The 18,207-nt window shown below is 71.3% G+C and carries 22 protein-coding genes; 9 read left to right on the forward strand and 13 right to left on the reverse strand.

Features of this window, described 5'->3' with window-relative positions:
- Positions 1-14 precede the first annotated feature (14 nt).
- The 7 genes from KVT44_RS37135 to KVT44_RS37165 form a co-directional block, all read right to left on the reverse strand.
- A complete protein-coding gene (locus tag KVT44_RS37135; RefSeq protein WP_217571888.1) occupies positions 15-794 on the reverse strand; it encodes an ABC transporter permease in 780 nt (259 codons plus the stop codon).
- Positions 791-1,564 carry an ABC transporter permease gene (locus tag KVT44_RS37140; protein ID WP_099919577.1) on the reverse strand — a complete coding sequence of 258 codons (774 nt, stop codon included), beginning with the start codon at positions 1,562-1,564 and terminating at the stop codon, positions 791-793. The genes KVT44_RS37135 and KVT44_RS37140 overlap by 4 nt, the downstream gene beginning before the upstream one ends.
- Entirely contained in the window at positions 1,561-2,532 is a 972-nt protein-coding gene (locus tag KVT44_RS37145; RefSeq protein WP_217571890.1) for an ABC transporter substrate-binding protein, read from the reverse strand. The genes KVT44_RS37140 and KVT44_RS37145 overlap by 4 nt, the downstream gene beginning before the upstream one ends.
- Positions 2,533-2,703: 171 nt before the next feature.
- Positions 2,704-3,639, reverse strand: a complete 936-nt coding sequence (locus KVT44_RS37150; RefSeq protein WP_217571892.1) for a PDR/VanB family oxidoreductase — start codon at positions 3,637-3,639, stop codon at positions 2,704-2,706.
- Positions 3,636-3,827, reverse strand: a complete 192-nt coding sequence (locus KVT44_RS37155; protein WP_099919574.1) for a hypothetical protein — start codon at positions 3,825-3,827, stop codon at positions 3,636-3,638. Before KVT44_RS37155 ends, KVT44_RS37150 begins: the two co-directional genes overlap by 4 nt.
- A complete protein-coding gene (locus KVT44_RS37160; RefSeq protein ID WP_190168250.1) occupies positions 3,824-4,888 on the reverse strand; it encodes an aromatic ring-hydroxylating dioxygenase subunit alpha in 1,065 nt (354 codons plus the stop codon). Before KVT44_RS37160 ends, KVT44_RS37155 begins: the two co-directional genes overlap by 4 nt.
- Before the next feature lie 190 nt (positions 4,889-5,078).
- Complete coding sequence (locus KVT44_RS37165) at positions 5,079-5,975, reverse strand: helix-turn-helix transcriptional regulator (RefSeq protein WP_217571894.1); 897 nt, start codon at positions 5,973-5,975, stop codon at positions 5,079-5,081.
- 216 nt (positions 5,976-6,191) lie between these two features.
- On the opposite strand from KVT44_RS37165, the gene KVT44_RS37170 reads away from it, so the two are divergent.
- Positions 6,192-6,518 carry a carboxymuconolactone decarboxylase family protein gene (locus tag KVT44_RS37170; protein ID WP_217571896.1) on the forward strand — a complete coding sequence of 109 codons (327 nt, stop codon included), beginning with the start codon at positions 6,192-6,194 and terminating at the stop codon, positions 6,516-6,518.
- Positions 6,519-6,591: 73 nt separating this feature from the next.
- The gene (locus KVT44_RS37175; protein ID WP_217571898.1) at positions 6,592-6,999 is read left to right on the forward strand and encodes a cupin domain-containing protein; all 408 of its coding nucleotides are present in this window, start codon (positions 6,592-6,594) and stop codon (positions 6,997-6,999) included.
- 378 nt (positions 7,000-7,377) lie between these two features.
- Here KVT44_RS37175 and KVT44_RS37180 read toward each other — a convergent pair whose 3' ends face one another.
- From KVT44_RS37180 to KVT44_RS37195, 4 genes are read right to left on the reverse strand one after another with little or no spacing between them, the layout of a single operon-like run.
- Positions 7,378-7,650 (reverse strand): hypothetical protein, encoded by a 273-nt coding sequence (locus tag KVT44_RS37180; protein ID WP_217571900.1) that lies wholly within the window; start codon positions 7,648-7,650, stop codon positions 7,378-7,380.
- Positions 7,651-7,700: 50 nt separating this feature from the next.
- Complete coding sequence (locus tag KVT44_RS37185; RefSeq protein WP_217571902.1) at positions 7,701-8,141, reverse strand: hypothetical protein; 441 nt, start codon at positions 8,139-8,141, stop codon at positions 7,701-7,703.
- On the reverse strand, positions 8,138-9,139 hold the full coding sequence (locus tag KVT44_RS37190) for a metallophosphoesterase (protein ID WP_217571904.1): 1,002 nt from the start codon (positions 9,137-9,139) through the stop codon (positions 8,138-8,140). Before KVT44_RS37190 ends, KVT44_RS37185 begins: the two co-directional genes overlap by 4 nt.
- Entirely contained in the window at positions 9,136-9,432 is a 297-nt protein-coding gene (locus tag KVT44_RS37195; RefSeq protein ID WP_075030484.1) for a plastocyanin/azurin family copper-binding protein, read from the reverse strand. Before KVT44_RS37195 ends, KVT44_RS37190 begins: the two co-directional genes overlap by 4 nt.
- Before the next feature lie 826 nt (positions 9,433-10,258).
- Here KVT44_RS37195 and KVT44_RS37200 point away from each other — a divergent pair.
- From KVT44_RS37200 to KVT44_RS37220, 5 genes are all read left to right on the forward strand, one after another.
- A complete protein-coding gene (locus KVT44_RS37200) occupies positions 10,259-10,861 on the forward strand; it encodes a sigma-70 family RNA polymerase sigma factor (RefSeq protein ID WP_075030430.1) in 603 nt (200 codons plus the stop codon).
- Between the two features lie 25 nt (positions 10,862-10,886).
- Positions 10,887-11,672: a zf-HC2 domain-containing protein gene (locus KVT44_RS37205; protein ID WP_254650435.1), complete on the forward strand. Its 786-nt coding sequence runs from the start codon at positions 10,887-10,889 to the stop codon at positions 11,670-11,672.
- Positions 11,673-12,151: 479 nt separating this feature from the next.
- Positions 12,152-12,586: an ATP-binding protein gene (locus tag KVT44_RS37210; protein WP_254650436.1), complete on the forward strand. Its 435-nt coding sequence runs from the start codon at positions 12,152-12,154 to the stop codon at positions 12,584-12,586.
- Positions 12,583-12,783, forward strand: coding sequence for a hypothetical protein (locus KVT44_RS37215; RefSeq protein WP_217572046.1), 201 nt, complete (start codon positions 12,583-12,585; stop codon positions 12,781-12,783). The genes KVT44_RS37210 and KVT44_RS37215 overlap by 4 nt, the downstream gene beginning before the upstream one ends.
- 2 nt (positions 12,784-12,785) lie before the next feature.
- Positions 12,786-13,250 (forward strand): hypothetical protein, encoded by a 465-nt coding sequence (locus tag KVT44_RS37220; RefSeq protein WP_217572030.1) that lies wholly within the window; start codon positions 12,786-12,788, stop codon positions 13,248-13,250.
- Positions 13,251-13,325: 75 nt separating this feature from the next.
- On the opposite strand, the gene KVT44_RS37225 is transcribed toward KVT44_RS37220, so the two are convergent.
- Both KVT44_RS37225 and KVT44_RS37230 read right to left on the reverse strand, forming a co-directional pair.
- Positions 13,326-16,184 carry a CHAT domain-containing protein gene (locus tag KVT44_RS37225; protein WP_217571906.1) on the reverse strand — a complete coding sequence of 953 codons (2,859 nt, stop codon included), beginning with the start codon at positions 16,182-16,184 and terminating at the stop codon, positions 13,326-13,328.
- Entirely contained in the window at positions 16,184-16,495 is a 312-nt protein-coding gene (locus KVT44_RS37230; protein ID WP_217571908.1) for a hypothetical protein, read from the reverse strand. The genes KVT44_RS37225 and KVT44_RS37230 overlap by 1 nt, the downstream gene beginning before the upstream one ends.
- A gap of 154 nt (positions 16,496-16,649) precedes the next feature.
- Here KVT44_RS37230 and KVT44_RS37235 point away from each other — a divergent pair, with 154 nt between their 5' ends.
- Entirely contained in the window at positions 16,650-17,060 is a 411-nt protein-coding gene (locus KVT44_RS37235; RefSeq protein ID WP_217571910.1) for a hypothetical protein, read from the forward strand.
- On the forward strand, positions 17,057-17,965 hold the full coding sequence (locus tag KVT44_RS37240) for a hypothetical protein (protein WP_217571912.1): 909 nt from the start codon (positions 17,057-17,059) through the stop codon (positions 17,963-17,965). The genes KVT44_RS37235 and KVT44_RS37240 overlap by 4 nt, the downstream gene beginning before the upstream one ends.
- The last annotated feature ends 242 nt before the right edge of the window (positions 17,966-18,207 follow it).

Genomic DNA, 18,207 nt, shown 5'->3' on the forward strand with positions numbered 1-18,207 from the left:
CCCTTTCGCGAGCTTCACGGAGACCGCCGGGACACCGCGCGCAGACCGTGGTACCAGCCGAGCACCCGGCGCTCGACCAGGTGGAAGACGACCGAGAGAAGGAAACCGAGCAGGCCCAGGACGAGGATTCCGGTCCACATGTCGGGGATCGCGAAGCTCCGCTGGAACTGGACGATGGTGAAGCCGAGGCCGTTGCTGGCCGCGAACATCTCGCTGATGACCATCAGGATGATCCCGATGGACAGGGCCTGGCGCAGGCCCGCGAAGATCTGCGGGCTCGCCGCGCGCAGGACCACACTGCGCAGCCGGGCCACGCCCGTGATGCCGTACGAACGCGCCGTCTCCGCCATCACCGAGTCGACCGCCCGCACGCCCTCGACCGTGTTGAGCAGGATCGGCCAGACACAGCCGCTCGCGATCACGGCGATCTTCATCGTGTCACCGATGCCGGCGAACAGCATGATGACGGGGACCAGGACGGGAGGCGGTACCGCGCGCAGAAACTCCAGGACCGGCTCGCACACGGCCCGCACCCGCCGGTACGAGCCGATGACCGTGCCCAGCGCCACGCCCACGACGGCCGCCGCCGCGTAACCGGCGAGCAGCCGCAGCACGCTGGGCACGAGGTCGGAGCGCAGCCGCTCGCTCGTCCAGACGTCCGGGAAGGTCCTGAGGATCGTGCGCAGCGGTGGCCAGTACACGTTCGTACTGCCGTCGGACGCCAGCCACCAGACCGCGACGAGCAGCGCGGGCAACGCGACGACGAAGAGCAGCCGCAGCAGGAAGGGCCTCACACCGTCACCTCCCCGCGCACCGACTGGTGCCAGGCCAGCGCCCGGCGCTCCACCGTACGGGCGCCCACGTTGATGAGCAGCCCGAGCAGACCGGTGACCACCACCAGCGCGTACATGTCGGGGACCGCCTGCGAGGACTCGGCGACCGCGATCCGCGCGCCCAACCCCGGTGCCCCGATGACGAGTTCGGCGGTCACGGCGAGGATGAGGGCCACCGCGGCGGCGAGCCGGACGCCGGTCATGACGTACGGGAGGGCCGTGGGCCACAGGACGTGCCGGACGCGTGCCCACGGGCCGAGGCCGTACGAGCGGGCCGTCTCCTCGGCTACCGGGTCGACGTCCTGGACGCCGTACAGGACCTGGACGAGGACCTGCCAGAACGAGGCGTACACGACGAGGAGGAGGACGGAACGGAGTTCGGTGCCGTAGAGCAGGACGGCGAGGGGGATCAGGGCGACGGAGGGGATCGGGCGCAGGAACTCGATCGTCGAGGCGGTGGCCTCACGCAGATACGGCACGACCGAGACGAGCAGCCCCACGACGACCCCCGCGCCGATCGCGATCGCCAGGCCCAGCGCCCAGCCGGTCAGGGTGTCGCCGAGCGCCGTCCAGAAGGCGCGGTCGGTGACCTCCTGGCCGAGCGCGTCGGCGATGCGGCTGGTCGGCGGGAAGTACGCCTCCTTGACGAGACCGAGCCGCGGCACCGCCTCGCCCAGCGCGAGGAAGGCCGCGAGCCCGGCGGCGCCCAGAGCGGCGTTCGCACCCCTCACGGCAGCAGCTTGTCGAGGTCGGGCGTCGACTTGAACAGCCCGTCCCGCTCGCCCAGTTTCTCCAGCGTCTCGATCGACGCGCGGTTGGGCTCGGCCGGCCACTTCGGAAGGGTGACCTGGGCCAGTGTCGCCGCCGGGATCTTCGTGTACGTGGTGACGGCCTGGCGTACCTCGTCCGGGTGGGCGTCGGCGTAGGCGAGGGACTCCGCGGTCGCCTCCTGGAACTTCTTCACCACGTCGGGGTTCTTCTGCTCGTACTGCGTCGAGGTGAAGTACATCGCCACGGTGAGGCCCTTGGCGACGTCGACCAGGGACGAGGCGATCTCCGTGGCGCCCTGGCTCTTGACGGTGGCGAGCGCCGGCTCGACCACCATCGCGGCGTCGATCTGGCCGCTGTCGAGGGCGGCGGGCATCTGGTCGAAGGCCAGCTCGACGAACTTCACCTTGGACGGGTCACCGCCCGCCTTGCGCACCGACTCGCGCACCGCCGTCTCGTTGATGTTCTTCAGCGTGTTGACCGCGATCTTCTTCCCCTCCAGTTCCTTCGCGGACTTGATCGGGCTGCCCTTCTTCACGGTGATGGCGCCGAAGTCCTTGCCCGCCACGCCCGTCGAGGCCACCCCGTTGACGACGGCCTTCACGGGCACGTTCTGGCTCTGGGCGATCATCAACGAGGTCATGTTGCTGAACCCGAACTGGAACTGGCCGCTGACCACTCCCGGCACGATCGCCGCGCCGCCCTGCGCGGTCGTCATGGACAGCTTCAGACCGCGCTTGCTGTAGAAGCCCTTCTGCTGGCCCAGGTAGAGAGGCGCGACATCGACGATGGGGATGACCCCGACCTTGACCGTGGTGGTACCGCCGGACGAGGCGTTCTTGTCCGAGGCGCCACCGCCGCCGGACGAACCGCAGGCCGACGCGGCGACCAGAAAGGATCCGACCGCGAGACCGGCGAGCAGACGACGCATGGCTCCTCCTGTGCAGACGACATTGTTCCGACAGGCTGTGCGGGCACCGCAATGCGTGCTCAGCGGGAAGGTAGAGCCCTCGTACGGCGGGGTCAATGGCTTTGGCCAACAATATTGTTGACAGTCGGTGGGTCGAGCCCGCGCCGAGACGGGCCTCCAGGGCCCCGCGGCTCACAAGTCCAGCACGAGCCGCTTCCCGCGGCACCGGGAGACGCAGATCAGCATGGTCTCGCCCGCCTCCCGCTCCTCGTCCGTGAGCACCGAGTCCCGGTGGTCCGGGGTCCCTTCGAGGACATCCGTCTCGCAGGTCCCGCAGGTGCCCTCGGTGCAGGAGAAGAGCACCTCGACGCCCGCGCCGCGCACGGTGTCGAGCACGGAGACATCCGCGGGGACGGTCAGCGTACGCCCGCTGCGCGCGAGCTCCACCTCGAACTCGCCGTCCCCGCCCATCTCCTGAACCTTCGGCCGGAAACGCTCGACGCGCAGCAGCCCGGCGGGGCAGCGCGCCTCCACCGCGTCCAGCAGCGGGCCGGGACCGCAGCAGTAGACGAGCGTGCCCTCGGGGACCCCGGTCAGGACGGAGTCGAGGTCCAGCAGTCCGCACTCATCCTGCGGAGCGACCGTCACCCGGTCCCCGTACCGCTCCAACTCCCCGGTGAACGCCATGGAGTCGCGCGTCCGCCCGCCGTACAGCAGCGTCCACTCGGCGCCCGCCGCCTGCGCCGCGGCGAGCATCGGCAGGATCGGGGTGATGCCGATGCCGCCCGCGACGAAGCGGTAGCGGGCGGCGGGCGCGAGCGCGAAGTGGTTGCGCGGGCCGCGGACCCGGACCTTGTCGCCCGCGCCCAACTGCTCGTGCACGTACGAGGATCCGCCGCGCCCGTCCGGCTCCCGCAGCACCGCGATCCGCCACGCCCGACGGTCCGCGGGATCCCCGCACAGCGAGTACTGCCGCTCGAGGCCGACCCCGAGCACGACGTCGACGTGGGCGCCGGGCTCCCATGCGGGGAGTTCCTCGCCGAGCGGGTGGCGCAGGGTGAGGGACAGCACGCCATCGGCGACGAACTCCCTTTCCTCCACGATGAGTTCGATCTCGTAGGAGCTCATGATCCAAGCCCCCGTGACTCCTGCGGCCGATGTCCTTCGGGGTGGCCGAGCATCCACTCCCACATCTCGATCGGGTCCTGGGCGCTGTGCTCGGCACCGCAGTGGCAGGTGCCGTGCAGCACATCGGTGCCCGGGATCCAGTCGACGCGGTAGATCTCGCGGGTCGCGAAGCGGGGAGGCGTGGTCACAGCACCTTCTCCATCGGCTTGTCGCCCTCCTCGACCAGGCGGGCGAGGATGCGGCGGGCCGCGAGACCGCCGGTGTCGATGTTGATGCTCAGCTCCTGGTAGCCCGTCCGCTCGGTGCCGAGGGTCTTCTGCAGCAGGTTGAGCGCGTCGACGTCCTGCATCACCACGGTGTGGTTGAAGTCCCGCAGGAACGTGGTGACTTCCTCGTCGTCCCTCGCGAAGTCCCGGGAGACCGCCCAGAAGTCGTAGACATGGCCGTCGCTCGACGGAGTGATCGCGTAGGTGATCTCGGTGTGGAAGCCGTTCGGGTCGCTGCCGTCCGCCTCGGGCAGCACCCCGACCGGGGCGATCCGGCTGTGCAGCAGATACAGGCACGGCGCGTGGTACTCGATGTCCTGCCAGCGGGTGATCCGGCCCTCGATGCCGGTCGAACGGGCGTAGAACGGCGGACACTCGGCGTCGTCCATGTGCCGGCTGACCCGTACGATGCCCGCGCCCTCGTCGACCTCGGTGGTGATCGGTGTCTCGGCGACCTCGGGGGTGCCGATGTAACCGCCGTGCAGATACGTCTCGTGCGAGAGGTCGAGCAGATTGTCGACCAGCAGCCCGTAGTCGGCGTCGATGGGCTCCATGCCGCAGACGGTGGTCCAGTCCGGCGAGTCCATGTGCCGGGCGCGGGGGACGTTCCCCGGGTCGGCGAGCGCCGGGTCGCCGATCCAGACCCAGACGAACGAGTCCTGCTCGACGACGGGATACGAGGCGACCCGGGCCGTGCGCGGTATGCGTTTCTGCCCCGGCACGTACACACAGCTGCCGGTCGTGTCGTACGTGAACCCGTGGTAGCCGCACACGATCCGGTCGCCGTCGAGCCGGCTCTCCGAGAGCGGGAAGCGGCGGTGCACACACCGGTCCGCCAGCGCGACGGCCGTCCCGTCGTCCTCCGTCCGGTAGAAGACGAGCGGTTCACCGAGGATCGTCCGCCCGAGCAACTCCCGCCCGACCTCGTGCGAGTAGGCGGCGACGTACCACTGGTTTCTGGCGAAGGCGGTCATGTGAGGCATGTGGGTCCCGTCCCTGTCGGCGGGGCGCCGTCGCCCCGCGTGCCGTGGTTGGGAACAGGGTCGTGATGTGCGCGGTGGCTCGGCAAGGCGGCTTCTGTCAGGCGGAAGGGCTTCCGTGAAGAGGCTGTATGTCGAACTCGGCACCCGCGTTCGGGCTGTGCAACCGCGTGGCGGCGTGGGAAGGCTCCCGCTATGCGCTCTGTTCGCCGCCGGCGGCCGCGGTGTCCGGTTGGCCGTCCTGGTCGAGGGTGGCGGCCCAGCTGGCGAGCAGTCTGAGGCTGTCGTGGGACGGGGTGCCGGGTTCGGCGCTGAGGGCGGTGAGGGTGAGGCCGGGGTCGGTCGGGATGGGCATGGCCTCGAAGGGGAGGGAGAGTTCGCCGACCGCGGGGTGGTGGAAGTGCTTGACGCCGGTCTGGTGCAGGCGCACATCGTGGGCGGCCCACAGGGTGCGGAACTTCTCGCTGCGGGTGGAGAGTTCGCCGATGAGGTCGGTGAGGTCCCGGTTGTACGGGTCCCGTCCCGCCTCGGTGCGCAGCAGCGCCACCGCTCCGGCCGCCTGGGCCTCCAGCTGGGGCAGGAAGTCGGCCGCACCGGCGTTGAGGAACTCGTACCGGGCGAGGTTCACGGGCCGGGCCGGGTCGGCGAACACCGGGTCGTACAGGGCGCGGCCGAGCCGGTTGGTGGCGAGGATGTCGAGGCGGCCGTTGCGGATGAAGGCCGGTGCCTCGGTCATCGCGTCGAGCAGGTGCTGAAGGCTGGGGCGGATGGGCTGCGAGGGCCGGCGGCGGGGTGCGCGGCGGGTGGTGTTGGCGGTGCGGGCCAGGTCGTCGAGGTGGGCGCGCTCGGCCTCGTCGAGCTGGAGGGCGCGGGCGAGCGAGTCGAGGACGGTTTCCGAGACGCCGGAGAGGTTGCCGCGTTCCAGGCGGGCGTAGTACTCGGCGCTGACGCCGGCGAGCATCGCGACTTCTTCCCTGCGCAGCCCTTTGACGCGCCGGTTGCCGGTGTGGACGGGCAGCCCCGCCTGCTGTGGCGTGATCTTGGCACGGCGGCTGGTCAGGAACTCGCGTACCTCGCTCCGGTTGTCCATGGTTTCGAGGCTACGTCGGCTTCCTCGATGGTGTCTCCGGCGGTGGGGTGTACTGCCAGTACACGTATCAACGAGTTCTTCCACGCGCGTGTGACCTGCGGTTCCATCGGTTGTGGCGCAGGCTGCGTCGGCGTCGCCCCGCCGGCGGCGAGCCGATGAACGCCACCGAGACGCGTGGACATGTGGACACGTGGACACGTGGAAAGGACACGAACGATGACGGAGAAGACGACCCGGCCGGGTCCGCGGGAGCTGTTCGGGGACGTCGCTCCCGCGCTGGCCGGCTACAGCGAGGACGTGCTGTTCGGGCAGGCCTGGAAGAGCCTGGAGCTGTCGCCGAGGGACCGCAGCCTGGTGACCGTGGCCAGCCTCATCACCAGCGGAAGCAGCGAGCAGCTCACCTTCCACCTCCCCCTGGCCCGGCAGAACGGCGTCACCGAGGCGGAACTCATCGAGACGATCACCCACATGGCGTTCTACGCCGGCTGGCCCAAGGCGATGTCCGCCCTGACCGTGGCCCGGGAAATGTTCCGCGCGGCCTGACCCCACCGGACCGCGTTCTCATCACCCACTCACGGCCGCCCTGCGGCGGCCGACGCAAGGAGTACGTACCACCATGGAGATCCTCAAGAAGCCCGCGACCATGAAGCTGCCCGCCCAGTGGTTCACCGGCGACGCCTGGGCGGACGTGATCCACCGGGGCGAGGAGCCCTCCCGGGCGCGGGCCAACATGGTCCGCTTCGCCCCCGGTGCCCGCACCGCCTGGCACAGCCACGGCCTGGGCCAGACCCTGCACGTCGTGTCCGGAGTCGCCCTGATCGGCACCCGGGACGGCGTGATCATCGAGGCCCACCCGGGCGACACCATCGGTTGCCCGCCCGGCGAGGAGCACTGGCACGGCGCGACCCCGGACCAGTTCATGGAGCACATCGCGCTGTGGGAGGGCGACGAGGTCGACTGGCTGGAGCACGTCACCGACGCCGAGTACGGCGGCCCGCGCACCAGCACCCGTACCTCGCACTGATCACAGCTGGCAGGAGGGTGAGCGTCAGCTGCGACCGAGGCCCGCGTGGCGGCCCCGCCCCGGTACGCCACTTCCTGGGCCCGACCTGATCGACCGCGTCCTGAGCGGCCGCAGGATCGACAGTCTCATCGGTGAGTTTGGTGCCGGCGTCAGGCGCCCACGTCGGCGCGCTCGCCGCCCTCGTGGCCACTGACGAACTCGGTTCCCCCAGGGGCCAGTTGAGCGAAGGCGGTCATGTGAGGCATGGCGTTCCCGTCCCTGTCGGCGGGGCGCCGTCGCCCCGCGTGCCGTGGTCGGGAACAGGGTCGTGATGTGCGCGGTGGCTCGGCGAGGCGACTTCTGTCAGGCGGAAGGGCTTCCGCACATCGGCTGTTCCGGTCAGCTCGGTCGGTGGGGGAGCAGGGTGGCCCTCAGGTCGTTCTCGGTGATCCGGTCGGCGGGGCGGTGGAGTGTCCAGCGGTGGACCTCGCCGTCCATCGGCACCACGGCGACGACGGTTTCCAGCAGTGGGCAGCCGGGTTCGCTGCAGGTGAGTTGGCGGACTATGACGGCGGTGTCGTTGTCCAGGCCGAGCAGGGCGCGCACGGCATCCCTCAGTTCGCGGAGGTGCGGGCTCGGCCCGGCGGTTCCTGGGCGCGGTTCCGGGTGCATGGGGATACTCCTTGGTTCTGGGCCATCCCGAGCGGCTTGGCCGTGGTGGTTCAGTGGGTGGCCCGCTCCCGGATGGGTGTCTTGACGGGTGTTCGAGCAGCGCGGTGTTGTCTTGCCACGGTCATCTGCCAGATCGAGAGGAGCAGCAGCGTGCCGGTTTCGGTGAGGAGGCTGAGGAGGGCCTGCGGGGCAGGCTGCAGGCCGTGTTCGGTGAATCCGAAGACGCCCACGGTGCGTGAGGCGGTGAAGCCGGCGAGGGCGCCGAGCGCGACGCCGGCTGCGGCGGCCCTCAGAAGCAGGGGTGGTGTTCCCATCAACAGCAGGGCGGCGAGGGCGAAGGAGGCGCTCGCCTGGAGCAGGAACAGGGGGCCGATGATGTGGATGAAGCGGTACTCGTCGACGTAGAGCTGGGCGTGTATGTATCCGCCGGCGGCGAGGCTGGCGGCGCTCGCCCATCGCAGGGTGGGGGCGAGGAGTCTTTGGGTGTTCATGCCAGCCTCTGATCCTTGACGGCCAGTTCGCGGTCGCCCTGGCGGTAGCCGACGGTGCGGATGCCGAGTGCGTCCTTGAGCTGCCGGGCGGGGACGACCTGCGGAGTGGGGGCGGGGCCATGGCCCGGCTTGGGCAGGGGGTAGGCGGTGGTGGTGGCGGAGTGGAAGGTGATGTTGCCGTCTGTCTTGGTGAACAGCTGGTGGACGTGCCCGTTGAGACAGGTGACGGAGGAGAAGCGGCGCAGGAGGGCGATGACCTTGAGGGCGTCATCGGTGCTCCAACCCCACTTCGGGTACATGGCGAACAGCGGGATGTGGCTGAAGACCACGATGGGGGTGTCCGACGACAGTCCGGCGATGTCCTTGCGGACGAAGTCGATCTGGTCGTTGCCGAGATGGCCGAGCTTCTCCAGGCTGAGGGTGTTGACCAGGGCGATGAAGTGCACGCCGTGGGTGTCGAAGCTGTACCAGCCATCGCCGAGCGTGCCCATGCCGAAGGTCTTCCGGTAGGCGCGGCCCGCGTCGCCGATGGAGTCGTGCTCGCCCGGTACGGTGAAGACACGGTCTGTCTGCATACCGGTCAGCATCTGCTTGACCTGGTCGAACTGGCCGGCCGTGGACAGGTGGGTCAGGTCGCCGCTGTGCATGACGAAGTCGGGTCTGAACCCGAGCGAGTTGACCTGGTTGATCGCTTCGGTGAACGAGCCGACCACGTCCGTGTTCGCCGGGCCCTGGAACCCGATATGGCTGTCGGAGACCTGCACGAACCGCAGCGAGCCGTTCGCCGCCGCGGTGGCGCCGGCGGCGGCCATGGAGTTGGCCTCCCGGGAGTCGGCGATGTGGCTGATCACCTCTCCACTGGCCACGGTCAGCACCACGGCGCCGCCGAACCACCCCGCGTGGCGGATGAGTTGGCGCCGGGACATGCCGTGCTCCGTGGCGGGCTGCTCGTCGTCGCCGGCCGGTGCACTGTCGTGACTGTCGTAGTGGCCGGTCATCGGGTCACCTCCACGGTGGCGGTCATGAACGGATGGATGGTGCAGAGGTAGGAGTAGGTGCCGGGCTTGGTGAACGTGTAGCTGTAGGTCGCGTGGGTGTTCAGGGCTGCCGAATGCAACGGGCCGCCCGATCCCGTGCTGGTGACGGTGTGGGCGTCGGTGTCCTGATTGGTCCAGGTCACCGTCGTGCCCACTTTGACCTTGAGTGTGGCCGGGGCGAATGCGAAGTTCTTGATCGCCACGGCGTCCCCGGCCACCGGCGCGGCGGCCGCGCCCGTGCTCGGGGGGCTCATGGGCATGCTCATGCTGGGCATTGGCGAGGTGCCGGGAGCGGAGCCCGCCGTGTTCCCCGGTCCTGCGGCACCAGGCATCCCAGCCGTCTGGTGCTGACCTGCTCCGGGTGTGATGGCGCCGGTTGCGGTGGACGAGGAATGCGACGACTGGCCGCATGAGCTGAGGAGCCCCAACGCGACGGCGGTGGCGACGGCCGCCCCGGCCGCGGCGCGTGATCGCCGGCCTGGTGCACGAAAGTTCAGGTACATGGTGTTCGTTCCTCACTGATCAAGGCAGGGATGCGGTATGTGCCGGCTGGGCGCACGCAGCCGCGGTGATGTGTGGTGGATGCCGTGGCACGGCCGCGTGCCCCTGACGGAACCTGTGAGCGCTGGTGCTGCCCTTGTGGCGGCCGGTCGCCTCGGCATGCCCCGCGCTGTGCATCCGCCCTTGCGTGTCGCGAAGTCGCGGGTGGCATGGGGCAGTTCCGCATCCGGGGCCGCGAGCGGCGCATCGTACGCGTCGAGCGCTCCGTAGGACCGTTGTCGTGGTGTGGGCGGGCTGAGTGCGGCCGGCGCCCTGAGCGAGTGCGCCGCGTCGTGTCTCTCGGTCACCTCTGATCCGTCCTTGTCGTGCGGGGAATGGAGGAGGAGTGCCGCGTAAGTCGGCTCTTGTATGGCTCCACGGGCGGCAGGGGCGCTCGGTTCGGTAGATATGCACTTTTTATGACGTTTCTTGGTGATCGCCGTAGAACGGTCAGCCCCCGGGTGCTCCGCTCGCGGAGTGTCACCTGTTCCGCGCCGTGCGTTACACGACAAAGCGGTGCATATGCGCGATGATCGACTTATGCCCTGGAGTTCCCGAAAACGTGATCAAAAGACCGATCCGGATGACTCCGCGCACCGTGTCTCTGGTAAAGGGACCCTTTCGACCGCAGACGAGGAACTGCTGCGCACTCTGTACGCGGAGCACGCAGCGCCCCTGTTCCACTACGTGCTGCGACTGACCTCAGGAGACTGGCAATGGGCGGAGGATGTCGTGCAGGAGACGCTGCTGCGAGCGTGGCAGCATCCCGCCGCGTTCGACCCGGCACGCGGCCCGGCCCGGGCATGGCTGTGTACGGTGGCCCGGCACCTGGTCATCGACGCCCACCGGGCCCGGCAGGCCAGACCGGCCGAGGTCGGCGGCGAGGCGCTGGAGCGAGCCGCCGAGCAGGCACCGGGCGAGGACGAGATCGAGCAGGCCCTGCAGAGCTGGGCGGTGGCCGATGCCATCCGAACGCTGTCGCCGGACCATCGCGCGATCCTGCTGGAGACCTACTACCGGGGCCGGACCATGGCGGAGGCCGCCCGGGTGCTGGGCATCCCGCTGGGCACCGTGAAGTCGCGGACGTACTACGCCCTGCACGCCCTGCGGCTGGCGCTGCTGGAACGGGGCATCGAGCCATGACCGTGGCATGCAGGAGGTGGCGACCATGAGCATGAGCGCGGAGCACGACGCCCTCCGGCTGGCGCTGGGGGGATACGTCCTGGGCACGCTACCCCCGGCGGAAATGGAACAAGCGCGCGCCCACCTCGCGGAATGCGCTGAGTGCCAGGCGGAACACGCCCAGCTGGCGGGACTGCCCGCGCTGCTGGCGACGGTGACCGCAGCCGAAGCTGAGGGCCGGACGGCGCCGGTGGCCGGCGAAGACCTGGCCGACCGGCTGGTGGCGCGGGCGGCCGAGAGCGCTCAGGACTCCTCGCCTGTACGGCCCACCGTGCCCGCGGTGCCGCAGGCGGGTGTGCTGGAGAGGCTGCTCCAGCAGGCCGCGGCCAGGCGCCGCAGGACCTGGCGTCTGCAACTGGCCGGCGCCGCCGCCTCCCTGACGTTCATCGCGGCAGCGGCCGGCGGCACATGGCTGGCGGCTACCGGATCGGTGGGCAGCCTGGCGACGCAGCCCGGGCCGAGCGCGCCGACTGCCTGGCGCACCTTCTCCGGAAGCGATCCCGCCACCGGCGTCACCGCCTCGGTCAAGGTCTCACCCTCTGCCTGGGGCAGTGTCCTGCAGGTCTCCGCCAAGGGGGCGCCTGCCGGAATCACCTGCCGGCTGCAGGCGGTCGGGCCCGGCGGGGCCAGGGCGGACGGCGCTAGCTGGCGGGCAGGCGAGTACCCTCCCGGCACCACGATCCCAGGGGCGGTTGCCATCTCTCCGGGAGCCATCGAGCACTTCGAGATCGTCGCAGGCAACGGTCAGAAGCTGGTCACGATGCAGGCGTGAGGCGTGAGGCGTGAGGCGTGAAGCGCGAGGAGCCCGCCCGACGATGCGTCGGGCGGGCTCCCCGCGTATCCGGCCGACTCATCACGGTGCGCCTGGAGGAAAGGCGCGCCGGCTGCGTGTGCGGGTGGGCACGGCTGTGCGGGGGCCTGCGGCGTTCGCCTCAATCTCCGCCGGGAGGAGGTCAAAGGCGGCGCCCCGGTCCCACTCGGGACGTGCCCGACGGCCGAGGTGCTGCCGGTGCCCCGCTCGTCGGATTCGGCATCGAGCCACTGCGGAGGCGAGTGAGCTCGGACCGGCCATCGGCATTGACCTGACCCGCAAGAAATCGAGCAAAAGGCGTGAACAACCCGAACCGTTCGGCATGTGCCGCCCGTGGAACTGAATGAGCGCTCCCCTGCAGGATCCGGCCTACCGACCGCCCCTCGAAGTCGTTGGCGGTCCTCCATTTTCCGGTCTCCGCACATCCACGGAAGAGCCAGATGACCATGTTTGTCACCGATTCCCCCCGCCCGAGCTCGCTGCTCACCCGGCACTGCAGTCACCAGGCGCTGCTCACCCTGCCCGCGCAGGAGGCACACGTCTCCGCCGTTCGTCACTTCGCGGCCGATCTGCTGGAGACCTGGAGTGTTCCCGCGAGCGAACGGGACTCCGCCGTTCTCATCGTCGACGAACTCGCCGCCAACGCCGCCCAGTACGGACGCGAGCGCATGACGCTGCTGCTCGTCCTCGACCACGGCACTCTGCACATAGTGGTCAGTGACTCCGGAACGGCTGTGGAGCACCTTCGCCCCGACATCGCCCCCGACGAACACGGCCGCGGCACCGGCATCGTCCAGCACCTCGCACAGTCCACCGAGGTCCACCAGACGGGCGACGGCCGCGAAGTCCGCGCCTGCCTGAGGTGCTCGGCATGACCGATCCCCGATCACCCGATGCCTCTACCGGTGGGGCCTTCGCGACCCACAAGCCGTGCCCCATCGACCGCTGTCCGGGCCCGGCGCAGGTGCTCGTGCCCTCCCCGGCGAACCTGTCGGTCGTCGACCGCGGCGACCCCGACCATGGCACGGTGCTCTGCAAACGCTGCGGTCTCGGTGTACCGGCGGAGGTGTGAGCATGAGGGTCACCCCGAATAAGGCCGAGGCCATCGACGCGCCGCCTCCGCACGAGGCGTATGCGAACGCCCCCGACCTGCGCCGCGAGATGCATCAGGTGCTCGCCCTCGGAGCCGAACGCGACGGCCGCCAAGTCCGGACCGTCACCGGCCCGCCGGTCGACGCGACGGCCGCCGAACGCGCCTGGCTGCTGCGTAGGGCCGCTCTCATGGACCGGATGGCCCTGGACGGCCCCGGCCCCGGCCCGGACGGCGCCGCCGCACAAACCGCCGAACAGCTCGTGCTCTACGACCGCCGCCATCCCGGCCTGGTGGCCGGCCCGCACCACCCCGATGCGATCACGCTCGACTCCAGCCGCCGCCCCTACGTCCGCCAGGAGTACGCCGCATGGACGGCCGCCGGGCGCCCCGGCACGTACCAGGAGGAGCGGCGCGTGCCCGACCTCCGGTACCGGGCGGGCCTGTGAGTGCGACATCGCTCTGGGAACCCGGCTGCACCTTCGGCCGCGGAGAATCTTCACGCGTGCTTCAAACCGATACGCCTACGGCCCCACATGGATGTACGGCGCCCACAGGCTCGGGTTCAGGCGGTAGCCCTCGTCGGCGTCGCGGAGGGCGCGTACCGCGGTGTGCAGGGCGTACGCCGTCCGGCCGGGGAAGGGGTGTCGGGGCGCGAAGGCCGAGTAGAAGTGGTCGGCCAGTTCTTGGGAGGTGTCGTCGTCGACGGCCCAGAGGGTGCCGATGACGTGGGTGAAGCCGGCCATGTGGAAGGCGCCGGTGATGTGCAGCGCCTCGTCGGCGTACTCGCCGCGGCCACGGGTGGTCTCGCACGCCGAGAGGTACGCCAGCTCCGCGGCCGGGAGCCGGAGCCGGGCGATGTCGGTGAGGGTGAGGGGGGCCGTGTCGTGGTCGTGCAGCAGGACCTGGCCGGTCGCGGCCCCGTCGTCGGCGGCGACGGCGTGGCAGGCGAAGTGCACCCAGGGGTGGTGGGGGAGCGCGTCGAGCACGGTCCGGCGTACCGCCTGCTCGTCCAGGAGCAGACGGGCGCCCGGTCGCGCGGCCAGCAGGGCGGCCTCCGCCCGCGCGCCCTCCAGCGGCACGAGTCCCGCACCCGGCGGCGCCGGCACGGCGACCACCAGCGGGGCCGTGGGGGCGGTCGGCCGCCGGTCCTGTCGTGCGGTCTGGCGGCGCCGGGCGTGGACGAGGCTGTTGACGGTCGGGGCGTACGAGCTGACGGCACGGTCGAGCAGGTTGTCCCGGTCGTTGTCGTGGCGCCCGGCCGCATGCAGGGGCAGGGCGGTCAGGGGGCCGGTGGGGATCCACCACATCCGTCCCGGGGACTCCCCGCCGGGCCCGTCGTCGGCGCGGAGCCCGAGCGCGTCCAGGACCGGTTCGGCCACCGCCGTCCACAGCCAGGCGAGCGTCTCCCGGATGTCGGACTGGGCGTCGCGCTGGCGGGACAACGGCCGGCCGGCGTCGCCCGCCGTACGGACGGCGACGAGGAAGGCGTCGGCCCGGCGGACCACCTCCGCGTGGCTGAGCCCCGTCAGCGGTACGCACCGCACCCGTCCCTCGCGCAGGACGAGCGCGTCGCAGCGCAGTGGGCTGATGTTGACCATCACCACCGGGCCCTCGTCACCGAGTCCGGTGAGCATCTCGGCGGTGCGGGGGAGCCGGAGGAAGTCCCCTAAGCCCGGCTCGCGTCGGATCGCCGCCACGAGCCGGTCCCACCGTTCGGCCAGGGCGTGCCGGTCCTCGCCCGCGAGCGGGGTGCCGGGGGCCGGGTGTCCGGCGCCGGTCCCGGCCGGCCCGGACGAGATGAAGGCGGTGGCTTCGGGGCGGTCCAGCTGGGGGATCAACCGGGCGTACTCGGCGGCGAGTTCGTCCGGCAGGCGGCTCAGCAGGTCCGTGGTGTCCGAGCGGGCGTCGAGGGCTTGGGCGAGCAGCACGCCACGGCCCTGCTCCAGGAGCCGCAGCGCGAGTTCGGGGTCGGCCAGCTCCAGCGCGCAGGCCGCCGCGTCCTGCGCGAGACCCGCGAACCTGCCCAACTGGCGTGCGCGGTCCATGCGTCCGATGCGGTACGACGCCGTGCGCGGCAGCAGTTCGACCGCGAGCCGGAACGGCTCCATGGCCGCGGCGTGGTCGTCGGGCGAGCGGCTCTCGCCGCCGCCGATGACGCTCAGCGCCCACAGGTGCGCGCAGCCCACCCGGACGCTGACGTCCATGGTCGGGTCGGACGCGGCCTTCCGGTACAGGTCGATCGCCGCCGCGAGGGCGTGCGGGTCGCCCGCGGTCACCGCCTGCGTGCCCAGGGCGGAACCGTGGTTCAGCAGGGCGAGCCCGCGCAGTGCGTGCCCTTCGGGGGTGGTGGCGTACGCCTCGGCGGTCGCCCGGACCCATGCGCGCAGGGCCCGCCGTTCGCGGCGCGTCGAACGGCGTCCGCCGCCACCGTCGAGAACCCCGGGCGCGGGCGCGGCGACATCTGCCGCGTCGATCAGTTCCAGACGCCGTACGGTCGCCAGGACCGCGTTGCGCTGCACCAGGTTGGGATGCCCCGGCGGGGTCGCGGCGAGCGCCCGGCGGGCGGCCCGGGCGGCCTCGCGCAGGTCGGCGGGGTCCGCCCGGGCCTGATGGCGCTCGGCCAGGATCGAGGCGAGGTTCGACAGGAACCGCGGATACAGCCGATGGCGCCGCGGGACTGCGGCGAGGACCGCCCGCGCCAGCAGAGCCGCCTCGTCGAGCGCCTCCGGGGCGCCGTCGGGGGACTGGTGGTGATGCAGACGCAGTGCCTCGGCGAGGTTGGAGCGGGCCCAGGTCTGCTCCTCCGTGCCCGGCTCGGCGCAGGCCACGGCCGCCCGGAAGGTTCCGACGGCCTCCGCGAGCGCGGCGGAGTCGCCGTGCAGGTGATAGAGACTCAGCAGCGCGTCGCCCAGGCTGTCCAGACGGTTGGAGCGTCGCGCGCCCCCGGGTGGCGTCGAGTCGAGGGCCGTGCGGATCGCGTCGACGGAGGCGGTCAGATCCCGGGCGTCGTGCGTACGCAGCCAGCGCAGCCGCAGCGCGCCGGAGAGGTTCGTCCAATAGGAGGGCGTGACGACGCTGACCTCCGCCCCGTACGGGGCCAGGGCCTCGCGGAACAGGGTGATGGCCCCGTCCAGGTCGGCCGGTTCGCCGAACCGTTCGTAGCGGGACCACAGGACCGTGCCGACCCCGTTCATGGCGGCGCCGCGGAGGTCGATGTTCTGCGTCCTGTCGAGCACGGCGTCGAAGAGGACCAGAGCCCGTTCCAGGTCAGGGAGCCGGCCGGTGCGCTCGTACCGGGTGTGCGACTCCTCGGCGGCGCCGAGCACCGCGAGCAACTGCTCGTACCCGGGCGTGCCGAACAGGTCGTACGGGGCGGACATCAGGAACCGTGCTGCCCAGGAGATCCCGGAACGTCACGCTCGTCGCGCTTCTCGCGGATGCGTTGGGCCATCAGCGCGCCCATCGGCCCGTTCCGGTCGAACCATGCGGCGGCCTCGTCGTCGCGCCCCAACGAGAGGAGGGTCAGGGCGAGATTGGCGGTGGCGTCCTGGCTGCCCTGTTCCGCCGCCTCGGTGAGTACTTCGACGGCCTCCTCGAGGCGCCCGTCGAGTCGCAGCTTGACGCCGTACTGGTTCAGCGCCTGCGGGGAGCCCGTCTCGGCCGCCCGGCGCAGCTCGGCCTCCGACGGCATCGCCCGGAACGTGAACCGCGGTCCGTCCGATCCGTCCTGCTCCGCTCTCCGTGCCCGTGTGCGTCGACGCCAGAACATCGGCATCACCCCCCGTGACCGTCGGTGATCGCCCAGTATCCTCTCAACTCGGTGGCCATGTAAGGAGGTTGCAACGATGGCGGAAATCCGCACCGGCGACGGCGACGGCGACGGGGACGGCGAGTCGAGGGCGGTGCGGTCGGACATCTGCGCCCGGCTGGACGAGATCAGGGGCTTTGTGCCGGCCGAGCGCCGGCAGGAGTTGGAGGAGATCCTCGGGGCGCTGCGGGGGAGCGGCGACCCGGCCGGCCCACAGGCCGCGCTCCACCGACTCCTGCGCCGCTGCGGGGTGGCGGCCGGGTTGCGCGCGTTCACCCGGGGCGCGGGCATCGGTGGGCTCCCGGCGGCCGTGGAGGGGCACCCGGTGGTGGAGGCGTACGTCTGTCCGGGGGACCGCTGCGACCGCCGGGCCCCGGCCCGGAACCAGCCGGTGCCGGAGACCTGCCGTCTGTACGGCGAGCCGATGCGCCGCCGCAGGCTGTCATGAACGCCGTGCTCGCGGAGTTGGGCAAGAACCTGGCCGCGCGCTGGCTCACCCACCTCGTCCCCTCGGGGCTGCTGTTCCTCGCGGTCGCCGGGGCGGGGCGGCTGCTGGGCCAGGCGCACTGGTACGACGTCGGCCGGGTCACCCGCGTGCTCGACGAGCTGGCCGGGCATCCGGCGAGCCGGTCGACCGGCGGTGTGGTGCTGGCGGCCTCCGCGACGGTGATCGCCTCGGCCGGACTCGGCCTCCTCGCCCAGGCGCTCGGTGGGGCGGTGGAGCGGCTCTGGACGGGGGACTGGCCCCCACCGGTACGGCCGCTCGGCGGGCGGCTGACCGAGCGTCGGCGAGGGAGGTGGCGGGCGGCCGAGGACGCCTACGCGCGGGTGGACGCGCGAGCCGTCGAGCAGGGGCCGCCCCTCGACCCCGGCACGGTCCGCGAACTCGCGCGACTCGCCGCGGTACGCAACCGGATCTCCCTGGTGGAGCCCGCCCACCCCTGCTGGACCGGCGATCGCGTCCGCGCCCTCGACCTGCGCGTCCACCAGGCCTACCGGCTCGACCTCGACTCGGCCTGGTCCCGGCTCTGGCTCGTCCTGTCCGCCGACACCCGCACCGAACTGAGCACCGCGCGGGAGGCCTACGACGCCGCCGTCCGCCTCACCGCGTGGAGCCTGCCGTACCTGCTGGTGGCCGTCTGGTGGTGGCCGTCCGCCGTGATCGCGCTGGGCCTGGCGATGCTCGGAGCGCGCCGGGGCCGGGCGGCGATGGACGCCTTCGCCGAGCTGGTCGAGTCCGCGGTGGACCTCCACGGCCGCGACCTGGCCCTCGCGCTGGGCGTGGACTGCCCGGGCAGGCTGGACCGGGAAACCGGCCTGGAGATCACCGCCCTGCTCCGCAAGGGTGCGTGAATCCGTGACTCGGTGCCGTCTTGGACCGCAAGGGCGCCTGAATCCGTGACCCGGGCCGCCCTGCTCCGCAAGGGCGCCTGAGACCGCGCATCGGCGCGGACAGCACGCGCGCTGGTGTTCGCGTCGCAGACCCCTGTGCGTCACACCAGCGCCACGGGGTCTTCCCCGACGTTCGTTCCTCTTGGAACACTCCCCCCGCGCAGGTCCCATCCACAGCACCACGTCAGGACAAGAGGTCACCC

Origin of the sequence: Streptomyces sp. GbtcB7 (assembly GCF_019091445.1) — a bacterium.
Lineage (GTDB): Bacteria > Actinomycetota > Actinomycetes > Streptomycetales > Streptomycetaceae > Streptomyces > Streptomyces mirabilis.

Coding starts and splice junctions, on each gene's coding strand:
- KVT44_RS37145 (WP_217571890.1), bottom strand. CDS start 2,532: ATGCGTCGTCTGCTCGCCGGTCTCGCGGTCGGATCCTTTCTGGTCGCC.
- KVT44_RS37150 (WP_217571892.1), bottom strand. CDS start 3,639: ATGAGCTCCTACGAGATCGAACTCATCGTGGAGGAAAGGGAGTTCGTC.
- KVT44_RS37160 (WP_190168250.1), bottom strand. CDS start 4,888: ATGCCTCACATGACCGCCTTCGCCAGAAACCAGTGGTACGTCGCCGCC.
- KVT44_RS37165 (WP_217571894.1), bottom strand. CDS start 5,975: ATGGACAACCGGAGCGAGGTACGCGAGTTCCTGACCAGCCGCCGTGCC.
- KVT44_RS37170 (WP_217571896.1), top strand. CDS start 6,192: ATGACGGAGAAGACGACCCGGCCGGGTCCGCGGGAGCTGTTCGGGGAC.
- KVT44_RS37175 (WP_217571898.1), top strand. CDS start 6,592: ATGGAGATCCTCAAGAAGCCCGCGACCATGAAGCTGCCCGCCCAGTGG.
- KVT44_RS37180 (WP_217571900.1), bottom strand. CDS start 7,650: ATGCACCCGGAACCGCGCCCAGGAACCGCCGGGCCGAGCCCGCACCTC.
- KVT44_RS37185 (WP_217571902.1), bottom strand. CDS start 8,141: ATGAACACCCAAAGACTCCTCGCCCCCACCCTGCGATGGGCGAGCGCC.
- KVT44_RS37190 (WP_217571904.1), bottom strand. CDS start 9,139: ATGACCGGCCACTACGACAGTCACGACAGTGCACCGGCCGGCGACGAC.
- KVT44_RS37195 (WP_075030484.1), bottom strand. CDS start 9,432: ATGAGCCCCCCGAGCACGGGCGCGGCCGCCGCGCCGGTGGCCGGGGAC.
- KVT44_RS37200 (WP_075030430.1), top strand. CDS start 10,259: ATGCCCTGGAGTTCCCGAAAACGTGATCAAAAGACCGATCCGGATGAC.
- KVT44_RS37205 (WP_254650435.1), top strand. CDS start 10,887: ATGAGCATGAGCGCGGAGCACGACGCCCTCCGGCTGGCGCTGGGGGGA.
- KVT44_RS37210 (WP_254650436.1), top strand. CDS start 12,152: ATGACCATGTTTGTCACCGATTCCCCCCGCCCGAGCTCGCTGCTCACC.
- KVT44_RS37215 (WP_217572046.1), top strand. CDS start 12,583: ATGACCGATCCCCGATCACCCGATGCCTCTACCGGTGGGGCCTTCGCG.
- KVT44_RS37220 (WP_217572030.1), top strand. CDS start 12,786: ATGAGGGTCACCCCGAATAAGGCCGAGGCCATCGACGCGCCGCCTCCG.
- KVT44_RS37225 (WP_217571906.1), bottom strand. CDS start 16,184: ATGTCCGCCCCGTACGACCTGTTCGGCACGCCCGGGTACGAGCAGTTG.
- KVT44_RS37230 (WP_217571908.1), bottom strand. CDS start 16,495: ATGCCGTCGGAGGCCGAGCTGCGCCGGGCGGCCGAGACGGGCTCCCCG.
- KVT44_RS37235 (WP_217571910.1), top strand. CDS start 16,650: ATGGCGGAAATCCGCACCGGCGACGGCGACGGCGACGGGGACGGCGAG.
- KVT44_RS37240 (WP_217571912.1), top strand. CDS start 17,057: ATGAACGCCGTGCTCGCGGAGTTGGGCAAGAACCTGGCCGCGCGCTGG.